Below are 20423 nucleotides of genomic sequence, written 5' to 3' on the forward strand. Positions count from 1 at the left end.
GATGACCGAGTACGGCACGCCGGACGGCCCGGCGAACCGGGAGGGCCCGGCGGGACCGGACGCTCCGGACGGCCCGGACGACACGGGCGGTCTGGACGGTCTGGATGTTACGGACGGTCTGGACGGTCTGGACGGTCCGGGCACGGTCGCGGTGTCCGTGCCCGGCATGATCTCCCGCCACGAGGACACCGAGCTGGTCCTGGCCAGCACCGGCAAGCTGCTGCTGCTGGCCGCCGCGGCCCGGGACATCGCCGCCGGCGCGCTGGAGGAGGCCGAGACCGTGGAGATCCGCCCCGATGACCGCTGCGGCGGTTCCGGCCTGATGGGCGCGCTGTCCGGCGACCGCTGGCCGGTCGGGGATCTCGCGGTGCTGGTCGCCTCGGTGAGCGACAACACCGCCACCAACGCGCTGCTGCGCCGGATCGGCCTGGACCGGGTCGCCGAGGTCGCCGCCGGGCTGGGCTTCACGCGCACCCGTGTCCTGGACCGGATCCGCGAGCCCCGGCTGCCGTCGCACCCGCCGGCCTTCGCCCTCGGCACGGCCGGCGAGCTGGCCAGGTTCGCCGCCCGGCTCGACGGCGCGGAGGAGTGGAGCCGGACCATGCTGCGCTGGATGGCGCACAACACCGACCGGAGCCTGGTGCCCGCGTTGCTGCCGCACGAGCCCGAGGACCGCGTGATCCCCGCCGCGCCCCCGCGCGGGATGGTCTGGGTGGCCAACAAGACCGGCACCGACACCGGCGTGCGCGCCGACGTGGGCGTCATGATCGGCCCGGAGCGGCGGATCGGCTACGCCGTGGTGGCCAACGGGCCCGCCGGGAGCGAGCACGCCCTGGTGCGGAGCGCCCGCCGGGCGGGCCTGGCCATCGCCCGCCTGGCGGGTCTCACCCCCTGAGGCTCCACCGGGAAGGCCTCCTGAGGCTCACCCCCCGAGGCTTCACCGGGAAGGCCTCCTGAGACTCCTCTCCCGAGGCCCCACCGGGAAGGCCCGAACGCCCGGATCCCCGTCGCGGGGGTCCGGGCGTTCTCACGAGCCGGCGGGCGCGGGCGGGTGCGCCCGCCGTGCCGCCCCGGGAGGCCGGCGCGCCGGGTCCTCAGGGAACCCCGGCACGCCGGGGACGGCCTCCGGAGCGGCGGTTCAGGAGGCGGCGAGGACGGGATTGGCGTGGTGGGCGACCGGCTCGCCGCGCAGGTAGCGGGCCACGTCCTCGGCGACGATCCGCGCCGCCTTGGCCGCCGTCTCCTTGCTGGCCCCCGCCAGGTGCGGGGTCATCACCAGGTTGGGTGTGGTGAGCAGGCGGGACCCCTCGGGGATGGGCTCGGTGGGGAAGACGTCCACCGCGGCGCCGAACAGGTGACCCGAGTCCAGGGCGTCGCACAGGGCGTCGTAGTCGAGCAGCGCGCCCCGGGCGCAGTTGACCAGCACCGACCCGGCGGGCATCAGCGCGATCCGCTTCGCGTCGATCATGCCGGTGGTCTCCGGGGTGACCCGGGCGTGCAGGGACACGAAGCGGGAACGGCGCAGCAGCTCCTCCAGCTCCACCTGACCGGGGACGCCGGTGACGTAGGGGTCGTACACCAGCACCTCGGCGCCGAACCCCTCCAGCATGCGGGCCACCCGGCTGCCGATCGCGCCGTAGCCGACCAGGCCGACCGTGCCGCCCTCCAGCTCCGGGCCCACGTGGTCGTACATGTAGTAGTCGCCCCGCCACACGCCCCGGGCGAGGTCGGCGTTGGTCTGCGGGATGCGCCGGGTGGCGGCCAGGAGCATGGCCACCGTGTGTTCGGCGGTGGCGACCGCGTTGCGGCCCGGCGCGAACGTGACGGTCACCCCGGCCTCGGTGGCGGCCTGGAGGTTGGCGTTGACCGGGCCGCCCCGGCTGACGCAGAACAGCTTCAGGTCGGGGCAGGCGTCGAGGACCCGCCGGGTCAGCGGGGCCATCTGGGTCACGCAGATCTCCACGCCACGCAGCGCCTCGATCAGCTCCTCCTCCACGTCGGACGCCTCGTCGACCTCGCCCACCCGGCCGAACGGCACGACCGGCCACGGCAGGGTCAGCTCGCGGATGTCGGCGCCGCCGGGGACCACCTGCCTGAGCGCGTCCGCCAGGAGGTCGCTGCGCACGAAGTGGTCACCGGCGGCGAGGATTCGGATGGTCAACGAACGGCTCCAATCGGAGAGTTGAACTGCAGGATCGCGACCTGCCCGCCGTCGAGGCGCAGCTCGGTGACGGCGCAGTTGTCCAGGCGCGGGAAGAGCCGCCGGTAGGAACCGAGCGGCACCCCGATGAGCCCGCACAGCGCGAGCCTGATTGCGGTCGTGTGGGCCACCACCAGCACCCGCCCGCCGGGATGGGCGGCGGCGATGTCGCCCAGGGCGGCGGTGAACCGGGCGGCGGCCCGCCCGGGGTCCTCGCCCCCGGGCAGCGGGTGGGCGGCGGGATCGGCCTCGAAGGCGGCGCGGGCCTCGGGGAACCGCTCGTGCATCTCGGCGGAGGTCAGCCCCTCACCCCGGCCGAAGTCCAGCTCGCACAGCCGGGCGTCCACCCGCGGTTCGACGCCCGCCGCGCGGGCGCTCGCCTCGGCGGTGATCCGGGCCCGGCTCAGCGTGGACGTCCAGACTGCGGCGAGCCCGGCCGCGGCGGACCAGGCGGCCAGCCGTCCGGCCTGCTCGTGGCCGCGCGGGGTCAGCTCGACGTCGGTGACGCCGGCGTAGCGGTTCTCGGCGTGCCAGACGGTCTCGCCGTGGCGGGCCAGTACGAGCCGGGTCATCGGGTGCTCCTTCTCCGGGCGTGGGCGGCGGCCTCCGTGGGCAGCCAGCCGCGGTCCTCCAGTTCGGCGACGAACCGCAGGTAGTACTCGCGCAGGTCCTCACCGCCGGGTTCGACGACCTCGCGGGTGCGGACCATCCGCGCCGCCGAGGCGGGCCCGGCGGCGAGGACGGCCATGCCGAGCGCGGGCTCGGCGTTCTCCCGCAGGGTCACCGGCCGGCCCAGCACGGCGGCCCTGACCCGGTTCCAGTAGGCGCTGCGGGTCGCGCCGCCGGTCAGCACGATCTCGCCGTCCACCGGGGCGCCGAGCAGATCGAGGTAGTCGAAGCAGAGCCGCTCGATGTAGGCGGCGCCGCGCAGGATCGCGGCGTAGCGGTCGACGTCGTCGCCGACGTGGCCGAGGGTGAAGCCCTCCGCCTCCGGCGCGGCGAACGGGAACCGCTCTCCCCGCGAGACCAGCGGGTAGACGGTGGCGGACGGGTCGGCGGAGGAGCCGCCGGATCCGAAGCGGCCGGCGGCCAGGCGGCTGAGCGCGTCGAGGTCGCGCCCGGCCAGGTCGCGGGCCAGCACGCCCGCGCCGGTGCTGGACGCGCCGCCCGGCAACCACGAGCCGTCCGGGGCGCGGTGGGAGTAGACGACGCCCAGCGGGTCGTGGACCAGCTCCCGGGTGACGCCCTTGAGCACCAGCGTGGTGCCCATCACCGAGTTCCAGCTCCCGGGCGTGAGGGCGCCCGCGCCGAGCTGCGCCGCGCACCCGTCGGTGGTGCCGGCGACCACCGGCGTGCCCGCCGGGATGCCGGTGGCCTCGGCGGCCCCGGCGCAGACCTCGCCGAGCACGGTGCCGGGCCGTACCACGCCGGGCAGCACGGAGGCGGGGACGCCGAGGGCGTCCAGGACGTCCGACGGCCAGCGCTCGTCGATCAGGTCCACGCCCGTCTTCAGCGCGTTGCTCAGGTCGGTGGCGACCGGCAGGCCCGTCAGGCGGCGGTTGACGAAGTCGTTCTGGTGCGCCAGGCGCGCCCCGGCCGGGGCGTCGCGCAGCAGCCACAGCAGCTTGGGCAGCGCCCAATTGGCCTGCATACGGCGGTAGCCGAGCCGGTCCCAGACCCGCGCGCCGGCCTCGTTGACCCGATCGACCTCGCCGGCCGCCCGCCGGTCGTCGTACATCAGCCCGGGGGTGAGGGGCCGGCCGTCGTCGCCGGTGAGCAGGATCGTGCCGGAGGTGGCGTCCACGGCCACGCCGCCGACGGGGCCGGGCGGCACGTCGCGCAGCGCCTCGCGGGCGGCGGCGGCCAGCTGCTCCCACCACTGCTCGGGGTCCTGCTCGTGCCGGGGGCCGTCGCGGTGGCTGGTCAGCGGCCTGCCGGCCGCGCCGAGCACCCGGCCGTCGCCGGTGACGGCCATCACGCGCACGCTCTGCGTGCCCAGGTCTATGCCGATCCACACGCTCATGAGCGGCTCCGCGTTCCGGCGAGCAGCGGCCAGGACCGGGCGGCGGTCTCGCGCAGCGCGAGGAAGTCCCGGTAGAAGGTCTCGTAGGCGCCGGGCCGCGGCCGTACGGCGTCGCGCAGCCGCACGTGGCGCCCGGCCGCCTCTTCAAGATCGGCGGCGGCGCCCGTCGCGGCCAGGCCGACGAGGAAGGCGCCGCGGGCGCCGACCTCGGAGTCGGCCGGCCGGAGCACCGGCAGGCCGGTGACGTCGGCGATCATCCGCACCCACAGGTCGCTCGCCGAGCCGCCGCCGCACACCCGCAGCTCCCGCACGGCGGGGCCGAAGGCGTCCAGGCAGTCGCGGACGACGAACGTGAGGCCCTCGAACACGGCGCGGGCGATGTGCTCACGGTCGTGGTCGAACGACATGCCGAGGAAGGAGCCCCGGGCGAGCGGGTCGCAGAACGGCGCCCGCTCCCCGGCGGGGGACAGGTAGGGCAGGAACGCCAGCCCGCCCGCGCCCGGCGGGCTCGCCGCGGCCAGCTCGCCGAGGGCGGCCGGACCGGGCAGCCCGAGCAGGCGGCAGACCCAGTTGATCACCTCGACCCCGGCGAAGGTGGGGAAGGCCCGCAGGTAGCCGCCGGGGGCCGCGATCGTGATGCCCACGGCGGGGCCGTCGAGGCCGGGTTCGGCGACGATGGTCTCGGTGCACAGCGTGGTGCCCAGGATGCTGCACGCCCGGCCGTCGCCCACCGCGCCCGCCCCGACGGCGGTGGAGACGATGTCGTAGGGGGCCATCACGACCGGGGTCCCGGCGGGCAGGCCCAGCGACGCGGCGGCGGACGCGGTGAGCGCGGCGACGCGGCGCGCGTCGCCGCGCGGCTCTGGCAGCAGCCGCGCGGCCCACTCCAGGCCGAACAGCGCCATCAGCTCGGGGGAGTAGGCACGGGCGCGCAGGTCCATGAACGGTGCCGAGGCGTCGGACTCGTCCGCGGCGATCTCCCCGGTCAGCCGGGAGAAGATCCATCCACCGCAGGTCAGCAGGGCCGCCGAGCGTTCCAGCCGCTCGGGGTCGTGCTCCCGCAGCCAGGTGAGGATGGCGTGCGGCAGCCCCGAGGCGGCGGCGGAGCCGTTGACGCGGAAGGCGCGCCCGGCAGCGCCGGAGCGGTTCCAGGCGTCCACCGCGGCCGTGGCCCGGCCGTCGTTCCACAGGATCGCCGGGCCGGTCGGCTCACCGTCGGGGCCGACCAGCCAGGCGCCGTCGCCCTGGGCGGTGACCGCGACGAAGTCGACGGTCCCGGCCGAGGCGTCGGCGAGCCGGTCGGCGACCGCGCGCACCGTGCGCGCGACCGCCGCCCAGACCGTGTTCATGTCCTGCTCGGCGTGGCCGGGCGCGGGGCGGGACACGCCGGTCTCCTGCCGGGCGACCGCGACCTCCGCCCCCGCCTCGTCGTAGCCGACCGCCTTGACCACCGTGGTTCCGGCGTCGACGCAGATCGCCGCCATCAGGCCCGCCCGTGGGAGGTCCGCGACTTGCGCGCGACCGAGTCGACGACCACGGCCAGCAGCAGCACCACGCCCGTCACCACGAACCGGATGGAGGAGTCGAGGTTCAGCAGCGTCAGGCCGCTGGAGATCGACTGGATGACGATCATGCCGAGCAGCGCGCCGAACGCGGTGCCGCGCCCGCCGAACAGGCTCGTCCCGCCGATCACGGCGGCGGCGATGGCGTTGAGGTTCACGTCGCCGGCGCCGCTGCTCTGGTTGGCGGCGGCCAGCCGGGCGGCGGCGAGGATGCCGCCCACCGCGGCGAAGGAGGAGCAGAGCATGAACACCGAGGTGTAGACGGCCCGGACGTTGATGCCGGCCCGCCGCGCCGCCTCCACGTTGCCGCCGACGGCGTAGACCGACCTGCCCCACTTGGTGCGTGACAGCAGGTAGTGCATGACCAGCACCAGCGCGACGAACAGGACGAACATCCAGCCGACGCCGCGGGTCTGCCCGAGGTACCAGACCACGAACGCCAGCACCGCCAGCAGCGCGATGCTCCGTACGGCCAGCATGGAGGTGGTCCTGGCCGAAAGGCCCGCCCGGCGGCGCTCCCGGGCGTGGAGGTAGCCGCTGGCGAACAGCCCGGCCGCGGCGACGACCGCGAAGGTGTACGACAGCCACTGCGGCACGAAGGCCAGCTGCGCGAAGTTCACCAGGGCCGAGTCGAACGGCAGGTTGATCGATCCCTTGGTGCCCAGCACGTACAGCTGCAGGCCGAGGAAGGCCAGCAACCCGGCCAGCGTGATGACGAAGCTCGGCACCCCGAAGCGGTTGAACAGCTGGGCGTACACCCAGCCGATCGCCGCGCTCAGCGCGATCGCCGCCAGGATGGCCGCCCAGACCGGCAGCCCCTTGTCGACGAACAGCACCGCCAGCACCGCGCCGGACAGGCCGCTGACCGAGCCGACCGACAGGTCGATCTGCCCGACCAGCAGCACGCACACGATGCCGAGCGCGATGACGCCGACCGCGGCCGACTCCAGCGTGAGGTTGACCAGGTTGGTGCTGGACAGGAAGACCGGGTTGAGGATCTGCAGCACGGCCCAGATCACCACGAGGCCGACCACGACGGGGATCACGCCGAGGTCGCCGCCGCGGGCCCGCTCGATCACGTCGGTGACCGCGCCGCGCAGCCCCTCGCGGCTCTGCAGCCGCTCGTCCTGGCGGTCGGTGGCGAGCGTGGTGGTCATGAGAGCCCCTCCTTGCGGCGCGCCCGGCGCTGCGACACCACGTTGTCGGTGGCGCCGGTGATGGCGGCGATGATGTCCTCGACCGAGACGTCGTTCACGTCGAACACCCCGTTGTTACGGCCCAGCCGCAGCACGGCCACGGTGTCGGCGACCGCCTTCACGTCCGCCATGTTGTGGCTGATCATGATGACGCCCAGGCCGTTCTCCCGGAGCCGTTCGACCAGGTTGAGCACCTCGGCCGTCTGCGCGACGCCCAGGGCGGCGGTCGGCTCGTCGAGAATGATGATCTTCGGGTCGCCGAGCAGCGACCTGGCGATCGCGACGGTCTGCCGCTGGCCGCCCGACAGTGACGCCACCGGCACCCGCACGCTGGGGATCTTCGCCGAGAGCTGGCGGAGCAGCTCCCACGAGCGCGTCTCCATCGCCACTTCGTTCAGCCGGAGCGGGCGGAGCTCCTGGCCGAGGAAGAGGTTCTGGATCACGTTGAGGTTCTCGCACAGCGCGAGGTCCTGGAAGACGGTGGCGATGCCGAGCCGGTGGGCGGCCGCCGGACTCGGGATGCCGACCGTCTTCGAGTCGAAGGTGATCGTGCCGGAGTCCGGCGAGTGCACGCCCGACAGGACCTTGACCAGCGTCGACTTGCCGGCGCCGTTGTCCCCGACGACGGCCACGACCTGACCCGCCGCCACATCGAGGTCGATGTCGGTGAGCGCGGCGACCGCACCGAAGGTCTTGCTGATCCCGCGCAGGGACAGGACGCTGTCTTTTTGCTGGGTGGCGGACAAAGGGGCTCCTCGAGATCTACTTGATGCCGAGCTCGGCGCATCCCTTGGCGTACTCACCCGTGCACACCTCGGACGCCTTCATGATTCCGCTCTGGAACAGCACCTCGTTGATGTTGTCCCTGGTCACGACCGTGGGGGTGAACAGCTCCGAGGGAGTGTCGTAGAGGGTGGTCTTGCCCGCGGGCTTCTTGCCCTGCACGAACTGGTAGGCCACGTCGGCCGCGGCCTCGGCCACGGTCTTGATGGGCTTGGAGATCGTGTTGTACTGGTCGCCGGAGATGATGCGCTGGGCGGCGGCCGACTCGGCGTCGTTGCCGGTGACCGGCGGCACCTTCACGCCCGCCGCCTTGAACGCGGCGATCGAGCCGCCTCCGGTGCCGTCGTTGGCCGCCACCACGCCCGCGATCTGGTCGCGGAACTTGGTGATCTGGCCGCTGACCCAGCCCTGGGCCTTCTCCGGCGACCAGTCGGGGGTGTCGAACTCGGCCAGCAGCTTGAAGCCGCTCGGGTCGACCGCGCTGTGGATGCCCTTCTTGATCAGGCCGGCGGCGGCGTCCGTCGGGGAGCCGTTGACCTGGAGGATCCCGCCCTCGGCGTTCTCCTTCTTGAGGTGGTCGACCAGGGACTGGCCGATCATCGAGCCGATCTTCTCGTTGTCGAACGAGACGTAGTAGTCGGCCGGAGTGGTGGGGATCGGCCGGTCGTAGGCGATGACCGGCACGTTCTGCGCCTGCGCCGACTTGACGATGGTCGCGGCGGCGGCGGAGTCGACGGGGTCGATCACGATGGCCTTGACGCCCTGGGCCAGCGCCGAGTTGGCCTGCTGCTGCTGCTTGGAGGCGTCGGAGTCGGCGTTCTGGTAGATGACGGTGCAGCTTGAGCACAGCTGCTTCATCTTCGCCTCGAACAGCGGCTTGTCGGCCAGCTCGTACCGGGTGGAGGCGAGGTCGGGCATGAGGAAGGCCACCTTGGCGTTCTCCGCGCTCCCGCCACCGCTGCCGCCGGTGCCGCCGTCCGCTCCGGTGGAGTCGGAACCACAGGCGGTGAGCGCCATGCCTGCGATGACCGCCACCGCGGCGAACGCCGATGTCCGCATATGAGCTTTCTTCACGGATTCTTCCCTTGCTTGCTGTGTCCTCGCGGAGCGGATCTGCTACGCGGTCCCCCGAGGTCGGGCACGGTCCGCTACACGCGGTGATGCGCCGTGGCCGAACACGCTAGCCGTGTCCGGAATATTTGTCCAGCAAAAGTGTTCAGGGATTTTCCTGGCCCGTGACCTGGCCTTCATGCGCGCGTGGTGACCGGTGAGTTCCCTCCCGGAGCGCGGGGCGCGCGGGGGCGTCACCGTCCGTCAGCGGACCCGGCGGCGGGCGGCGTCGTACGGCGGGCGGCGCGGTGCGGCGGTGCGGTACGGGGGCGGCGTCGTACGGCGGGCGGCACCGTACGGCGGTACGGGAGCGGTGCGGTGCGGTACGGGGGCGGCGTCGTGCGTCGTGCGTCGTGCGGCGCGGCGCGGTACGGCGGGCGGTGCGGTGCGGGTGGCTACGGCGGGTCGCGGACGGACGTCCCCTTCCGCCGGGGCCCCTTCCGTCAGGACCTTTTCGTCAGGGGGCCGTCTCTCGTCAGCGGGTCGCCGACAGCAGGCTCTCCGCGGTCAGGGCGTCGGTGACGAGCTGGTTGAAGTAGCCGCCCCTGGCCCCGGCGACGATCGACAGGACCTTCTCCGGGCCGACCGCCACCGCGATCGAGACGGGGATGCGGCGCAGCTGCTCCAGGCTGGTCGCCACCAGCCGCTCGCTGCCCGGGTAGCCGACGGGCTCGCCGTCGCGGTCGTAGAAGCGCGAGCACACGTCGCCGACGGCGTCGCGCAGGCCGTCGGCGTGGCGGGGCACGAAGGCGGGCACGACCTGGCGCGTCAGCGGCGGCGAGCCGACGCCGACGATCGCGCACCTGGCGTGCGCCCACAGGTCCATGACCTTGCGCACCGACGGCTCGTGCTGCAGGGAGTAGAACAGCTCGGGGCCCGGCTGGGCGGGCGCGTACAGGTAGCTGGGCACGCCCCCGACGCGCTCGGCCAGCAGGCGGGTGGTCTCGTTCGTCTGGAACCAGGGCTGCGGGTCCTCCTGGCCGCCCACGGCCGGGGCGATCGTGACGCCGGGGAACCGCCCCAGGCTCTCCCGCGCGCACTCGTAGACCGTGCTGCCGGAGGAGACGAGCAGCACGTCGCCGGACTCCAGGCCCGCCGCGGCCAGCGCCCTGGCCAGGCCCGGGGCCAGCCACGGGCCCAGCGCCGGACCGCCGACCCTGGGCACCAGGAAGACGCGCCGCAGGCCCAGCGCGGCGGCCACCTCGGCGGCCAGCGGGCCCTCCTCCAGCGTCGTCGGCCGGTGCACCCGGATCTCCACGATGCCGTGCCGGCGCGCCTCGGTCAGCAGCCGGCTCACCGTGGCCCGGCTGACGCCCAGCCGCTTGGCGATGTCGGCCTGGGTGGCGTCCTCAAGGTAGTACTGCGACGCCGCCGCGTACATCAGCTCCTGGGGGAACCGGGCCTGTGCCTCCGGTGCGGCGTCGGCGGCGTTCATGGGCGGGCTCTCCCTAGGCTCTGAACATATGTGCTGAACGGATGAGCGTTGACTATACCTGCGCGCTCTCCGAGGGAAAGGCTAGCGATCCCCGGCGCGGCCCGGTGATCAGTGCGACGCGTTGCGGAGCCGGGCCGAGGCGTCGCGCAGGTAGTCGATGAAGGAGCGCAGAGCCGGGTTGGGGTTGGTCGGGCGGGCCGCCGCGCCGATCCTGCGGTAGAGCCGGGGCCCGTCCAGCCGGCACACCTGGACGCCGGGGGCGCCCCGCGCGCCGAGGCTGGGCACCAGCGCCACCCCGAGCCCGGCCCGCACCAGCCCGAGCGTGACCTCGTAGTGGTCGCTGCGGCAGCGGATCATCGGGCTGAAGCCCTCCAGCGCGCTGGCCCGCTCCAGCACCGAGACCGGGGTGCCGGTGCCGTAGGTGGTGATCCACGGCTCCCCGGCCAGGTCGGCGAGCCGTACCCGCTGCGATCTGCCCGCGGGGTGGCCGGGCGGCACGACCAGCAGCTGCGGCTCGTCGAACAGGTGGGTGACCTCGACCCCCTCCGGCGGCTTCCACGGGTCGAGCGCGTGCTCGAAGACCACCAGCACGTCGAGCGCGCCGCGCTCCAGGTCGGGCATCAGCTCGTGGGGCTGGCCGAGCACCAGGTCCAGCTCCACCGCCGGGTGGCGGGCGGTGAAGGCCGACAGCGCCAGCGGCAGCAACCGGTACCCCGCCGAGGCGAAGAACCCGATCCGCAGCTGCCCGGCGTCGGCCCTGGCCTGCGCCAGCAGGTCCTTCTCGGCGGCCTCGATGATGTCGAGCACCTCCTGGGCGCGGGTCGCCAGCCGCCGGCCCGCCGCGGTCAGCCGCAGGCTCTGGGCGCCCCGCTCGACCAGGCCCACCCCGGCCTCCTCCTCCAGCCGGGACAGCTGGTGGGAGACGGCCGACGGTGAGAGCCGCAGGACGCGCGCGGCGCCGGCGATGCTCCCCGTACGGAAGACCTCCAGCAGGACCCGGAGGCGGTGACTGCTCAACACCGCCTCAGTATGGGGTAATTGTCAGGGTATGAGGGAGTCGGTGCGGTCGCCGACTGGGGAACGGGCCGGTCAGGCGTCCGGGACGGTGGTCACGGCCGGGCGCTCGGAACGCTCCGGATGCCCAAGGTTCCCGGGGTTCCCGGGGTTCCCGGGGTGCTCCGGATGCCCCGAGTGCTCGGGCTGTTCAGCCTGTTCAGCCTGTTCGGGCCGTTCAGGCCGTTCCGTGCGGGCCGCCAGATCGACGACCCGCCCGCCGGTGCCGGTGGCGCACAGCGCGGCGGCGAACAGGATGATCTGGTTGAGGATCTTGAGGAAGGCCAGCATCCCGACGGCGCCCGCCACGACCTGGTAGGCGGGGTTGGCCGCGGTGGTCTCCAGGTAGAACTGGCCGATGGTCTTGAGGATCTCCAGCCCGGCGGTGGCGAACAGCGCGGGCCCCAGCACCCGGCCGAGCGGCAGCCGCAGCCGGGGCGTCACGGTGAGCAGGGCGGCGGCCAGCAGTGTGTTCACCGCCAGGCCGAGCACGAACGAGACCGCCGACAGCAGCCATCTCGTCGCGTCGTCGGTGACGCCCACGGTGTGCAGGAACATCCAGTTCAGCAACGACTCGGCGGCGAAGGAAACCGCGAGGGAGACCGACAGCAGCAGTCCCAGCCCGGCCAGCACGCCCAGGTCGATCACCTGGCGCAGGAGGTAGGGGCCCGGATACTCCTCCAATCGCCAGATCGCCCGGATCGCCGAGCGCATGCTGTCCACCCAGAACAAACCGGTCAGCGGCAGGCCCACCAGGGCGATCGCCCCGGCCGTGCCCCGGGCGTCGCGCAGCGCCGCCACGTCCAGGCGGGGGAAGTTCTCGCTCAGGAAGACCTGCACCGTGGTGATGACCTTCGGGTCGTCCAGCACGTGCCCGATGATCGAGAACCCCAGCAGCCCGAGCGCGAACACCGCGAAGAACGAGTAGTAGGTGAGCGCGGCCGACAGTCGCCCGCCGTCCGCCTGGTCGTACCGCACCCCGGCGCGCACCAGGTGGTCCAGCCAGCCGTTGCGGCGGCGGGCCCGCGTCCAGAACGCCGCCATCCGCCCGGCGAATCCCGTGACCGTCATGGCGGGACACTACCCGGCGCCCGCCGCTCTACCGCCCTCCGGCACCCCGTCCGGCCGGCGGCCCCGCCTGCGGTGCCGGCCCGCCCCGGGACGGGGCCGCCGCCTGGTCAGCAGGAACGTCGCGACGAGCAGTACGGCCAGCAGTCCGGCGACCGGCACCGTCTCCGCAGGCACGCCGTACGGCCCCGTACTGAAGGCCATGGCGGGCGCGCCGGGGCCGGGGGCCGGGCGCACCTCGATCCGCGTGACCGCGGAGGGGACCGGCGCCCCTTCGGCCGGGGGCGCGCCGGTCAGGCTCTCCCTGACCTTGTGCGGCAGGCCGTAGCCGACGACCTTGCTCTCGTCACGGGTCTTGCGCTTCAGCCGGGAGCCGTCGACGTTCGCCTCGATCGTGTGGATCGTTCCACCGTCCACGCTCTCGACCACTCCCACGTGGTCGATGCCGCCGATGTCCCCGCCGCCGGACCAGTCGAAGAAGACCAGCGCCCCCGGTTCGGGCGTGCGCGACCACGCGCCGTGCGTGGTGAACCAGCGGGCGTGGGAGGGGGTCCAGGCGAACCGGCCGACGTAGTCGGCGACGCCGGCCTTCGTCGCGGCCCAGGCGATGAACATGTCGCACCAGGGGGCCTTCTCGTACTCGGCGTCCCGGACGACGCTGGCCGAGTACCACCGGCCGAACACGGTGGGCTGCCCGTCCCGCTGCCGGTACCCGAGCTCCGGCGCCATGGCCTTCAGCAGTGCGTCACCGATCGGATCCAAGGCCGTCAGCCACCCCGTCCGCGTGTCCTCCGCCCTTCCGCGAAGGGTGGGCGCCGTCCGACAATCCGGACTGTATTCCGTGCGACGCGAAGAAGATGGCCTTTTCCGATAAAAGAGCTATTTGTCCGGCATTTTGCTACCGGATCAGCCGAGTCACGGGAACGACCGGTATTTCCGGCCTGTCATGCCCGCCCGGAAGGCTCGGTCCAGCCGGGGGCCGGCCCGAATCGGGAGACCGTCGCCCGGACCGGAGGCCCGTCGCCCGGACCGGAGACCCGCCGGACCGGGCGGCGGCCCGGCGGGACCGCCCGGACCGGGTACCGGCCCGGCGGGATCCACCCGCGCTGGGATCCACCCGCGCTGGGAGGCCCTACGCCGGGAAGCCCCACGCGGGGAGGCCCCGTGCGGGGCGGATGCGGCCTCAGATCAGGCCGAGCGACAGCATCGCGTCCGCGACCTGCTTGAACCCGCCGATGTTGGCCCCGGCCACGTAGTCGCCCGGCATGCCGTACTCGTCGGCGGTCTCCAGGCAGCGGGCGTGGATGTCGCACATGATCTCCCGCAGGCGCTGCTCGGAGAACTCGAAGCTCCAGGAGTCGCGGCTGGCGTTCTGCTGCATCTCCAGCGCGCTGGTGGCCACGCCGCCCGCGTTGGCCGCCTTGCCGGGACCGAAGGCCACCCCCGCCTCCTGGAAGACCCGGATCCCCTCCGGGGATGTGGGCATGTTGGCGCCCTCGCCCACCGCGATGCAGCCTCCCCCCACCAGGGCCTCGGCGTCACGCCCGGTGATCTCGTTCTGGGTGGCCGACGGCATCGCCACCTCGCACGGCACCTCCCACACGGAGCGGCCGGCCATGAAGAGCGCCCCGCCGCGGCGCTCGGCGTAGGCGTCCAGCTGCCTGCGCTCGACCTCCTTGACCTGCTTGAGCAGCGCGAGGTCGATGCCCTTCTCGTCGAGGACGTATCCGGAGGAGTCCGAGCAGGCGACCACCACGCCGCCGAGCTGCTCCACCTTCTCGATCGTGTAGAGGGCGACGTTGCCGGCCCCGGACACCACGACGCGCCGGCCGTCGAACGACGTGCCGCGCGCCTTCAGCATCTCCTCCACGAAGAACGCGCAGCCGTAGCCGGTCGCCTCGGTCCGCACCTGCGCGCCGCCGTAGCTGAGCCCCTTGCCGGTGATCACCCCCGACTCGTAGCGGTTGGTGATCCGCTTGTACTGGCCGAACAGGTAGCCGACCTCGCGCTGCCCGACCCCGATGTCACCGGCCGGGACGTCGGTGTACTCGCCGATGTGGCGGTAGAGCTCGGTCATGAAGCTCTGGCAGAAACGCATCACCTCACGCGCGGAGCGGCCCTTGGGGTCGAAGTCGGAACCCCCCTTGCCGCCGCCGATGGGCAGGCCGGTCAGCGCGTTCTTGAATATCTGCTCGAAGCCGAGGAACTTCACGATGCCGAGGTAGACCGAGGGGTGGAAGCGCAGGCCGCCCTTGTAGGGGCCCAGCGCGCTGTTGAACTCCACCCGGAAACCCCGGTTGATCTGCACCTCGCCCCGGTCGTCCTCCCACGGCACGCGGAAGATGATCTGGCGCTCCGGCTCGCAGATGCGCTCAATGATCTTGGATTCGGCGTATTCGGGATGCTTGGCGAGCACCGGTCCAATGCTCTCCAGCACCTCGCGAACGGCCTGGTGGAACTCGATCTCACCCGGGTTGCGGCTCAGAACGTTATCGTAGATCGACGCCAGTCTTTCGTGCAGCATCGCTCGTCCCCTCGTGTTGGCAGCGATCACAGTGATCTCTGCCAAGAGTAGGCGACGCGGATCCGCTGATCTTCGGAGGCCGGCCGCCCCGCGGGGAGGGCCCGCGGGGCGGCCGGCCAGGCGCCGAAGGCCGGTCAGCGGCCCGGGGAGGGCCAGGCGTTCGGGCGGCAGCCGTACAGCGACTTGGTCTGCTGGAGCATCACCGGGGCCCGCCGGCCGCGCCCGGGGCACGGCGTGTGGCCGTGGCCGAGGCCGTGGCCCACCTCGTGGTTGATGACGTACTCCCGGTAGGTGGCGACGTCGCCCCTGTAGCCCCGCACGCCCTGGTTCCACCGCATGGCGTTGATCACCGCGCGTCTGCCGTTCCAGCAGGACAGCATGCCGTTGGTGATCATCGGCAGGCACTGCCGGTCGGTCATCGCGGGGCTGGACAGCGACACCCGGATCTCCACCGGCCCGCGCGCCACGCGCTTGAACCGGAACCCCCAGCTCCGCGAGTCGTTCAGGGTCCGGTGCACGGCATCGGCGAACTCCCGCCCGTCGAACGGCAGGCCGCGCTCGACCTCGACGATGTAGCGGATTACCCGTCCTCTGCCGCCCGCCGGCGGCTCGGCCCCGCCGCCCACGACGGCGTAGCGGCCACCCGCCGAGGCCGGCACCTTCATCCGCTGCGGCTGCCGGCGGCCGTTGGCCAGGAGGAAGGGACGGTCCGTTCCGGGGGACGACCGCGGCGACGCCGTCGGCGCGGGGGGCGGGGTGGGGGTCACCGGCACCCGGGGCAGGGCCTCGGATGTGCCGGGTGTGTCCGGGACCGGTTCGAGACGACCGCTCAGCAGGGTGGCGCCGCCGGCCAGCAGCGTCGCTGAAATACTGAGGGCAAGAAAGCCCACAAAAGGTTTGCGGTCATAAAATTGTACCTTCCTGGACATAGGCCGTAAACCTTATTACCTCCCGCCGTCAGCGATCAGCCGGGAGGCCCACGCGGGCGGCCGGCGACTCCCGGCCCGGTTCCGGGGTACCGCCCGAGTTCCTGGGTACCGCCAGGGTTCCGGGGTACTGCCAGGCAGACGGTCATGGAAGCGGGTCCCCGCCCGGTGGGCCGCAGCGAGCCCGCGGAGGAGGCGGCGGACCGGGAGGCACCGGATCCGAGCCGGTGGATCCGGCGGAAAGGAGCACGCCGTGCAGCACTACGACGCGGCGATCATCGGCGGCGGGCCGGCCGGGCTGACGGCGGCCATGACGCTGGGCCGCTCGGTGCGCCGGGTGGCGGTCCTGGAGACGAGGCGACCACCGCGCAACGCCCCCTCCAGGGGAGTGCACGGCATCGTCGGCCTCGACGGCCTCACCCCCGACGAGTACCGCCGCCGCGCCTGGACAGACCTGGCGCGGTACGGCATGGCCGACATGTACGAGACCACCGCGACCGACGTGATCCCCGACCCCGAGGGAGGCTTCACCGTCCTGTCCGACCGCCGCGGTCCGCTGTGGGCGCGCCAGGTGCTCCTCGCCACCGGAGTGATCGACGTCCGCCCCGAGGTGGAGGGGTTCGACGAGTGCTGGGGCAGGACGGTCATCCACTGCCCGTTCTGCGTCGGCTGGGAGAACCGGGACCGCGCCTGGGGCGTGGTCACCTCCGACCCCGGTTTCGCCAGGACGGCCGCCGCGGGCTTCTCCGCCTGGAGCCACGACGTGATCGTCCTGGCCGACGGCGCCCTGCCCGAGCCGGTCCCCGAGGCCAGGGTCGTCGAGGGCAGGATCCGCAGGCTCCACCACACCGGCGGCAGGTTGCACGCGGTCGAGCTGGAGGACGGCATGCTCGTCGAACGGCAGACCCTGCTGTGGCAGCCGGGCCAGCGGCCCGTCCCGCTGATCACGCGCCTGGCCGAGCGGCTGGGCCTGGTGCTCGGCGGCGACGGCTACGTCAAGACCGACGAGTGCCGCCGCACCAACGTGCCCGGCCTGTACGCCGCCGGAGACCTCATCACCGACTCGCAGGCGGCGATCGAATCGGCCGCGGCCGGATCGGTCGCGGCCTTCACGATGATCTCCGACGCCTGCGGCGCCTGGGCGGTGGAGCCCGCCTAGACGCCCTGACCGGTCCCGGCCGGAACCGGACCGCGCGCCGCCCGCCCGCCGGGCACCGGCGGACCGCGACACCCGGTCCGGGGTCACCCGGCCGCGGATCCCCCGGGGTCACCCGGCCGCGACCCCCCGGTCCCGGCCGGCGGGACGGCCGGTCGTCAGCGGGCGACGGACCAGCCGTGGATCCTGCCGAGGGCGGCGGCGACGCGGGCGAAGCGGGCCGGGTCGAGGACCGCCCCCTCGCGGCGGATGTCATCCTCCCCAAGCGCGAAGACGCGGTCCAGCCGCAGGTAGGAGACCCGGCCGTCGCGGTCCCAGGAACCCGCGCCCAGCTCCAGCCACTCGCGGGGGTCGTCGTCGCCGTGGCTGGACAGCATCATCGCCAGCAGGCGGCGCCGGTGGCGGCCGACGATCAGCAGCGGCCGGTCCTTGCCCCGGTCCGGGTCCTCCTCGTAGGGGACCCAGGCCCACACGATCTCACCCGGGTCGGCCAGGCCGTCCAGATCGGGGGAGTAGTCGAGGGTCGCCGTCCGGTCCACGCCGTAGACCTCGCGGACCGCCCCCCGGGCCGGCCGCGGGTCCTCACCGAGATCACGCATCCGGACATCCTAATGACCCCGCCCCCGGCGGAGTCGCCGGGGGCGGGCCGAGGGGGACGTCCGGCCGGACTGTCCTGACTGCCCGGACCCGCCCGAATCCGCCAGAATCCGCCAGAATCCGCTCGGACGCGATCGGCCCGCCCGGTCCCGGCGGGCGGTCAGGAGGCCAGGCCGCGGACGGCGTCGGCGACGGGGACGTCGCCACTGACGAGTTCCACGATGTGGCGGTGGGGGCCGGGGGTGTCGAGCAGCTCTACGATGACCGCGGCGACGTCGTCGCGGGACACCCGCCCGGGCGGCACCGGCGGGTGCGACAGCGTGACGCGCCCGGTTCCGGGATCGTCGGTCAGCGTCCCGGGACGCAGGATCGTCCAGTCGAGGTCGCGGCGGCCCTGCAGGTCGTTCTCGGCGGCGGTCTTCGCGTCGATGTACGCCGCCCAGACCTCGTCGCTGCCCGGCTGGGGCGGCTGCCCGGCCCCCATCGAGGAGATCTGGACGAGGCGGCGGACCCCGGCGCGCTCGGCCGCCTCGGCCAGCAGGACCGCGGCCGCGCGGTCGACGGTGTCCTTGCGCGGCACGCCGCTGCCCGCCCCGGCCCCGGCGGCGAACACCGCGGCGTCCGCCCCGGCGAGGAGGGCGGCCACCTCCTCCACCCCCGCCTTCTCCAGGTCGCACACGACGGGCTCGGCCCCGGTCCCGCGGACGTCGTCCTCCTGCGCCGGGTCGCGGATCAGGCTGACGACCTCGTCCCCCCGCCCGGCGAGCAGCCGCCCCAGCCGCAGCCCGATCTTCCCGTGGCCACCGGCGATGACCGTACGCATATGAGCCTCCTCTGACACACGTCGTGGAAATACGGCTCGTCGTACCCCGGAGGACGCGCCTGTCACCGCCCGGAGAACTCCGGGTCGTAGGGGCTGCGGCCCTCCCGGATCGCCGCGACCAGTCGCGCGGTGTGCTCCTGCGCGGCCCGGTGCAGACCGGGGCCGAAGCTGACGCGGGCGACCCCGAGCCCGGCCAGCTCGGCCAGTGACGGCGTGCCGGGGCGGAACATGATGTTGATCGGGCCGCCGATCCCCTCGGCCAGCGCGCCGATGTCGGCGGGCTCGGAGACGGAGATCGGGTAGACGCAGTCGGCGCCGGCCGCCAGGTACTCGCGGCCCCGCCGTACGGCCTCGGCGAGCCGTTCGGCGGGGGAGCCGGAGCCGTGGTGGTAGACGTCGACCCGCGCGTTGATCACCAGGTCCACGCCCGCGGCGGAGGCGGCGGAGCGGACGGCCGCGAGGAAGACGGTCTGCTCGGCGGCGTCGATCATCTCGCCGGTGCGCGGGTCGGAGTCCTCCAGGTTGCAGCCGGCGGCGCCGGTCGCGGCGAGCCGTTCCACCAGCTCCGCGGGCGCCAGGCCGTAGCCGCGCTCCAGGTCGGCGGTGACCGGGACGGCCACCGCGCGGACGATCCGGGCGGTCGCGGCCAGCATCTCCGCGGCCGGGGCCGTCTCCCCGTCGTCGTACCCGAGCACCGGGGCGGCCGCGGCGCTGCCGGTGGCGACGGCCGGGAAGCCCGCCGCCGCCACGATCCGGGCCGAGGCGGCGTCCCAGACGTTGGGCAGCACCAGGGGGTCCCCCGGCACGTGCAGCGCGCGCAGCGCCGCGGCCCTGCCGGGGGCGGGCCGGTCGTTCGTCGTGTCCTCGGCGATGGTCATGATCCGACCCTAGAGGACCGGAGAGGCCGGGCCCCAGAGCCGATTCCACGTCACCGGACCGGGCCATTACCGCGCCCCCCGGACCCGGACGCTCGCCCCCTGGACGCCCGCTGCCCGGAAGCTCGCCGCCCGCCGTATGACCGCCGGCCGTACGCCGGGCGTATGACCGCCGGTCGCCTGCCCGTACGGTCGTCCCACCGGGAGGAACCGGGGCAGGCACCCGTCCGTGGCCGGCGTCCACCGAGTGCTCGCCGAGGGAGGCGGCCCCGGCCGCGTGGTGAACGCGGTGTCCCGGTCGCGGGTCGCCGGGGCCGCGACCGACTCCGGAGGCGCCGAGGGCCGTCACCCCTCGGGTTCGATGCCCAGTGACCGGACGAGCTGGGTCAGTTCTTCGTGGAAGAGCTTGTCGGGGTTGACCGTCTGGGTGCGCAGGTGCCCGTAGATCTCCAGCGATACCAGGCCGTGCAGGTGGCCCCAGATGCGCAGCGCGAGTGCCACGCCGGCCGGAGGCAGTTCGGGGAACGCCGGACGGACCTTGCCGAGCAGTCCGGCGTCGAAGTCGGACCACTGGAAGTCGCTGCGCGCGTGAAGACGTCCGGTGTGCGGCCAGGCGGCGTCGGCGAGGGCGGCGATGCCCGTGCAGACCCGGTGCGCGGCATCCGGGGCGGCGCCGCCCTCGGGTGCCTGGTAGCCGGGCACCGGGTCGCCGTAGATGAGGCGGAAACCCTCGGGATTGGCCAGGGCCCACCCCCGGAAGGCCCGCGCCCACGCCTGGATCCGATCGGCCGGATGCGCCGCGGGAGCCTCGGCCCACGCGGCGTCCACGGCGTCGGCCAGCGCGGTGTAGAGCTCGTTGATCAGCGTGGTCACCAGGTCGTCGCGGGTGGCGAAGTAACCGTAGATCGCGTTGGCGGTCATGCCCATCTCGCGGGCGATGGCCCGCAGCGTGATCGCGTCGGGACCGCCCGCGGCCATCAGCCTGAGCGCGACCTGCTTGATCTCCGTTGTCGTCTCGGCCCGCAGCCGTTCGCGACGTCCTCCCGCGCTTCCCACGACAGTCACTCTACCCTGTCACTGATTTGCGTGGCG

Annotated in this window: 19 protein-coding genes; 2 read left to right on the forward strand and 17 right to left on the reverse strand. The window is 73.6% G+C overall.

Going from position 1 to position 20423, the window contains the following annotated elements:
* Position 1: 1 nt before the first annotated feature.
* Positions 2-895 carry a serine hydrolase gene (locus HDA43_RS32495; RefSeq protein ID WP_179828383.1) on the forward strand — a complete coding sequence of 298 codons (894 nt, stop codon included), beginning with the start codon at positions 2-4 and terminating at the stop codon, positions 893-895.
* A gap of 243 nt (positions 896-1138) precedes the next feature.
* On the opposite strand, the gene HDA43_RS32500 is transcribed toward HDA43_RS32495, so the two are convergent.
* The 13 genes from HDA43_RS32500 to HDA43_RS32560 form a co-directional block, all read right to left on the reverse strand.
* Positions 1139-2161, reverse strand: coding sequence for a 2-hydroxyacid dehydrogenase (locus tag HDA43_RS32500; protein WP_179828385.1), 1023 nt, complete (start codon positions 2159-2161; stop codon positions 1139-1141).
* Positions 2158-2772, reverse strand: coding sequence for a histidine phosphatase family protein (locus tag HDA43_RS32505; RefSeq protein ID WP_179828386.1), 615 nt, complete (start codon positions 2770-2772; stop codon positions 2158-2160). The genes HDA43_RS32500 and HDA43_RS32505 overlap by 4 nt, the downstream gene beginning before the upstream one ends.
* Positions 2769-4223 (reverse strand): FGGY-family carbohydrate kinase, encoded by a 1455-nt coding sequence (locus HDA43_RS32510; RefSeq protein ID WP_179828389.1) that lies wholly within the window; start codon positions 4221-4223, stop codon positions 2769-2771. Before HDA43_RS32510 ends, HDA43_RS32505 begins: the two co-directional genes overlap by 4 nt.
* Complete coding sequence (locus HDA43_RS32515; RefSeq protein ID WP_179828391.1) at positions 4220-5707, reverse strand: FGGY-family carbohydrate kinase; 1488 nt, start codon at positions 5705-5707, stop codon at positions 4220-4222. The genes HDA43_RS32510 and HDA43_RS32515 overlap by 4 nt, the downstream gene beginning before the upstream one ends.
* Entirely contained in the window at positions 5707-6942 is a 1236-nt protein-coding gene (locus HDA43_RS32520; RefSeq protein WP_179828393.1) for a sugar ABC transporter permease, read from the reverse strand. The genes HDA43_RS32515 and HDA43_RS32520 overlap by 1 nt, the downstream gene beginning before the upstream one ends.
* Positions 6939-7727, reverse strand: coding sequence for an ATP-binding cassette domain-containing protein (locus HDA43_RS32525; RefSeq protein ID WP_179828394.1), 789 nt, complete (start codon positions 7725-7727; stop codon positions 6939-6941). Before HDA43_RS32525 ends, HDA43_RS32520 begins: the two co-directional genes overlap by 4 nt.
* A gap of 16 nt (positions 7728-7743) precedes the next feature.
* Positions 7744-8838, reverse strand: coding sequence for an ABC transporter substrate-binding protein (locus HDA43_RS32530; protein ID WP_218912701.1), 1095 nt, complete (start codon positions 8836-8838; stop codon positions 7744-7746).
* Positions 8839-9349: 511 nt separating this feature from the next.
* A complete protein-coding gene (locus HDA43_RS32535; protein WP_179828396.1) occupies positions 9350-10309 on the reverse strand; it encodes a sugar-binding transcriptional regulator in 960 nt (319 codons plus the stop codon).
* Positions 10310-10417: 108 nt separating this feature from the next.
* Positions 10418-11329 carry a LysR family transcriptional regulator gene (locus tag HDA43_RS32540; protein WP_179828398.1) on the reverse strand — a complete coding sequence of 304 codons (912 nt, stop codon included), beginning with the start codon at positions 11327-11329 and terminating at the stop codon, positions 10418-10420.
* A gap of 69 nt (positions 11330-11398) precedes the next feature.
* The gene (locus HDA43_RS32545; RefSeq protein WP_179828400.1) at positions 11399-12433 is read right to left on the reverse strand and encodes a YihY/virulence factor BrkB family protein; all 1035 of its coding nucleotides are present in this window, start codon (positions 12431-12433) and stop codon (positions 11399-11401) included.
* Between the two features lie 9 nt (positions 12434-12442).
* Positions 12443-13192 carry a CHAP domain-containing protein gene (locus HDA43_RS32550; RefSeq protein WP_179828402.1) on the reverse strand — a complete coding sequence of 250 codons (750 nt, stop codon included), beginning with the start codon at positions 13190-13192 and terminating at the stop codon, positions 12443-12445.
* A gap of 421 nt (positions 13193-13613) precedes the next feature.
* Positions 13614-14954: an NADP-specific glutamate dehydrogenase gene (gene gdhA / locus HDA43_RS32555; RefSeq protein ID WP_179828404.1), complete on the reverse strand. Its 1341-nt coding sequence runs from the start codon at positions 14952-14954 to the stop codon at positions 13614-13616.
* A gap of 134 nt (positions 14955-15088) precedes the next feature.
* The gene (locus HDA43_RS32560) at positions 15089-15844 is read right to left on the reverse strand and encodes a DUF3152 domain-containing protein (RefSeq protein ID WP_179828406.1); all 756 of its coding nucleotides are present in this window, start codon (positions 15842-15844) and stop codon (positions 15089-15091) included.
* Positions 15845-16133: 289 nt separating this feature from the next.
* Between HDA43_RS32560 and HDA43_RS32565 the strand changes: the two genes are divergently transcribed.
* Positions 16134-17039: an NAD(P)/FAD-dependent oxidoreductase gene (locus HDA43_RS32565; RefSeq protein ID WP_179828409.1), complete on the forward strand. Its 906-nt coding sequence runs from the start codon at positions 16134-16136 to the stop codon at positions 17037-17039.
* 155 nt (positions 17040-17194) lie between these two features.
* On the opposite strand, the gene HDA43_RS32570 is transcribed toward HDA43_RS32565, so the two are convergent.
* The 4 genes from HDA43_RS32570 to HDA43_RS32585 all read right to left on the reverse strand — a co-directional run bounded on the left by HDA43_RS32570 (position 17195) and on the right by HDA43_RS32585 (position 20387).
* Positions 17195-17635, reverse strand: a complete 441-nt coding sequence (locus HDA43_RS32570) for a type II toxin-antitoxin system PemK/MazF family toxin (protein ID WP_179828411.1) — start codon at positions 17633-17635, stop codon at positions 17195-17197.
* 158 nt (positions 17636-17793) lie between these two features.
* Entirely contained in the window at positions 17794-18456 is a 663-nt protein-coding gene (locus HDA43_RS32575; protein ID WP_179828413.1) for an NAD(P)H-binding protein, read from the reverse strand.
* A 62-nt stretch (positions 18457-18518) separates the two neighbouring features.
* Positions 18519-19334, reverse strand: a complete 816-nt coding sequence (locus HDA43_RS32580) for an isocitrate lyase/PEP mutase family protein (RefSeq protein ID WP_179828415.1) — start codon at positions 19332-19334, stop codon at positions 18519-18521.
* Positions 19335-19676: 342 nt separating this feature from the next.
* Complete coding sequence (locus tag HDA43_RS32585) at positions 19677-20387, reverse strand: TetR/AcrR family transcriptional regulator (RefSeq protein ID WP_179828417.1); 711 nt, start codon at positions 20385-20387, stop codon at positions 19677-19679.
* Positions 20388-20423: the final 36 nt, after the last annotated feature.

It is taken from the genome of Streptosporangium sandarakinum (genome assembly GCF_013409935.1).
In the GTDB taxonomy this organism is placed as follows: Bacteria; Actinomycetota; Actinomycetes; order Streptosporangiales; family Streptosporangiaceae; genus Streptosporangium; species Streptosporangium nondiastaticum.

Coding starts and splice junctions, on each gene's coding strand:
- HDA43_RS32495 (WP_179828383.1), top strand. CDS start 2: ATGACCGAGTACGGCACGCCGGACGGCCCGGCGAACCGGGAGGGCCCG.
- HDA43_RS32505 (WP_179828386.1), bottom strand. CDS start 2,772: ATGACCCGGCTCGTACTGGCCCGCCACGGCGAGACCGTCTGGCACGCC.
- HDA43_RS32510 (WP_179828389.1), bottom strand. CDS start 4,223: ATGAGCGTGTGGATCGGCATAGACCTGGGCACGCAGAGCGTGCGCGTG.
- HDA43_RS32515 (WP_179828391.1), bottom strand. CDS start 5,707: ATGGCGGCGATCTGCGTCGACGCCGGAACCACGGTGGTCAAGGCGGTC.
- HDA43_RS32520 (WP_179828393.1), bottom strand. CDS start 6,942: ATGACCACCACGCTCGCCACCGACCGCCAGGACGAGCGGCTGCAGAGC.
- HDA43_RS32535 (WP_179828396.1), bottom strand. CDS start 10,309: ATGAACGCCGCCGACGCCGCACCGGAGGCACAGGCCCGGTTCCCCCAG.
- HDA43_RS32545 (WP_179828400.1), bottom strand. CDS start 12,433: ATGACGGTCACGGGATTCGCCGGGCGGATGGCGGCGTTCTGGACGCGG.
- gdhA (WP_179828404.1), bottom strand. CDS start 14,954: ATGCTGCACGAAAGACTGGCGTCGATCTACGATAACGTTCTGAGCCGC.
- HDA43_RS32570 (WP_179828411.1), bottom strand. CDS start 17,635: ATGCGTGATCTCGGTGAGGACCCGCGGCCGGCCCGGGGGGCGGTCCGC.
- HDA43_RS32575 (WP_179828413.1), bottom strand. CDS start 18,456: ATGCGTACGGTCATCGCCGGTGGCCACGGGAAGATCGGGCTGCGGCTG.
- HDA43_RS32580 (WP_179828415.1), bottom strand. CDS start 19,334: ATGACCATCGCCGAGGACACGACGAACGACCGGCCCGCCCCCGGCAGG.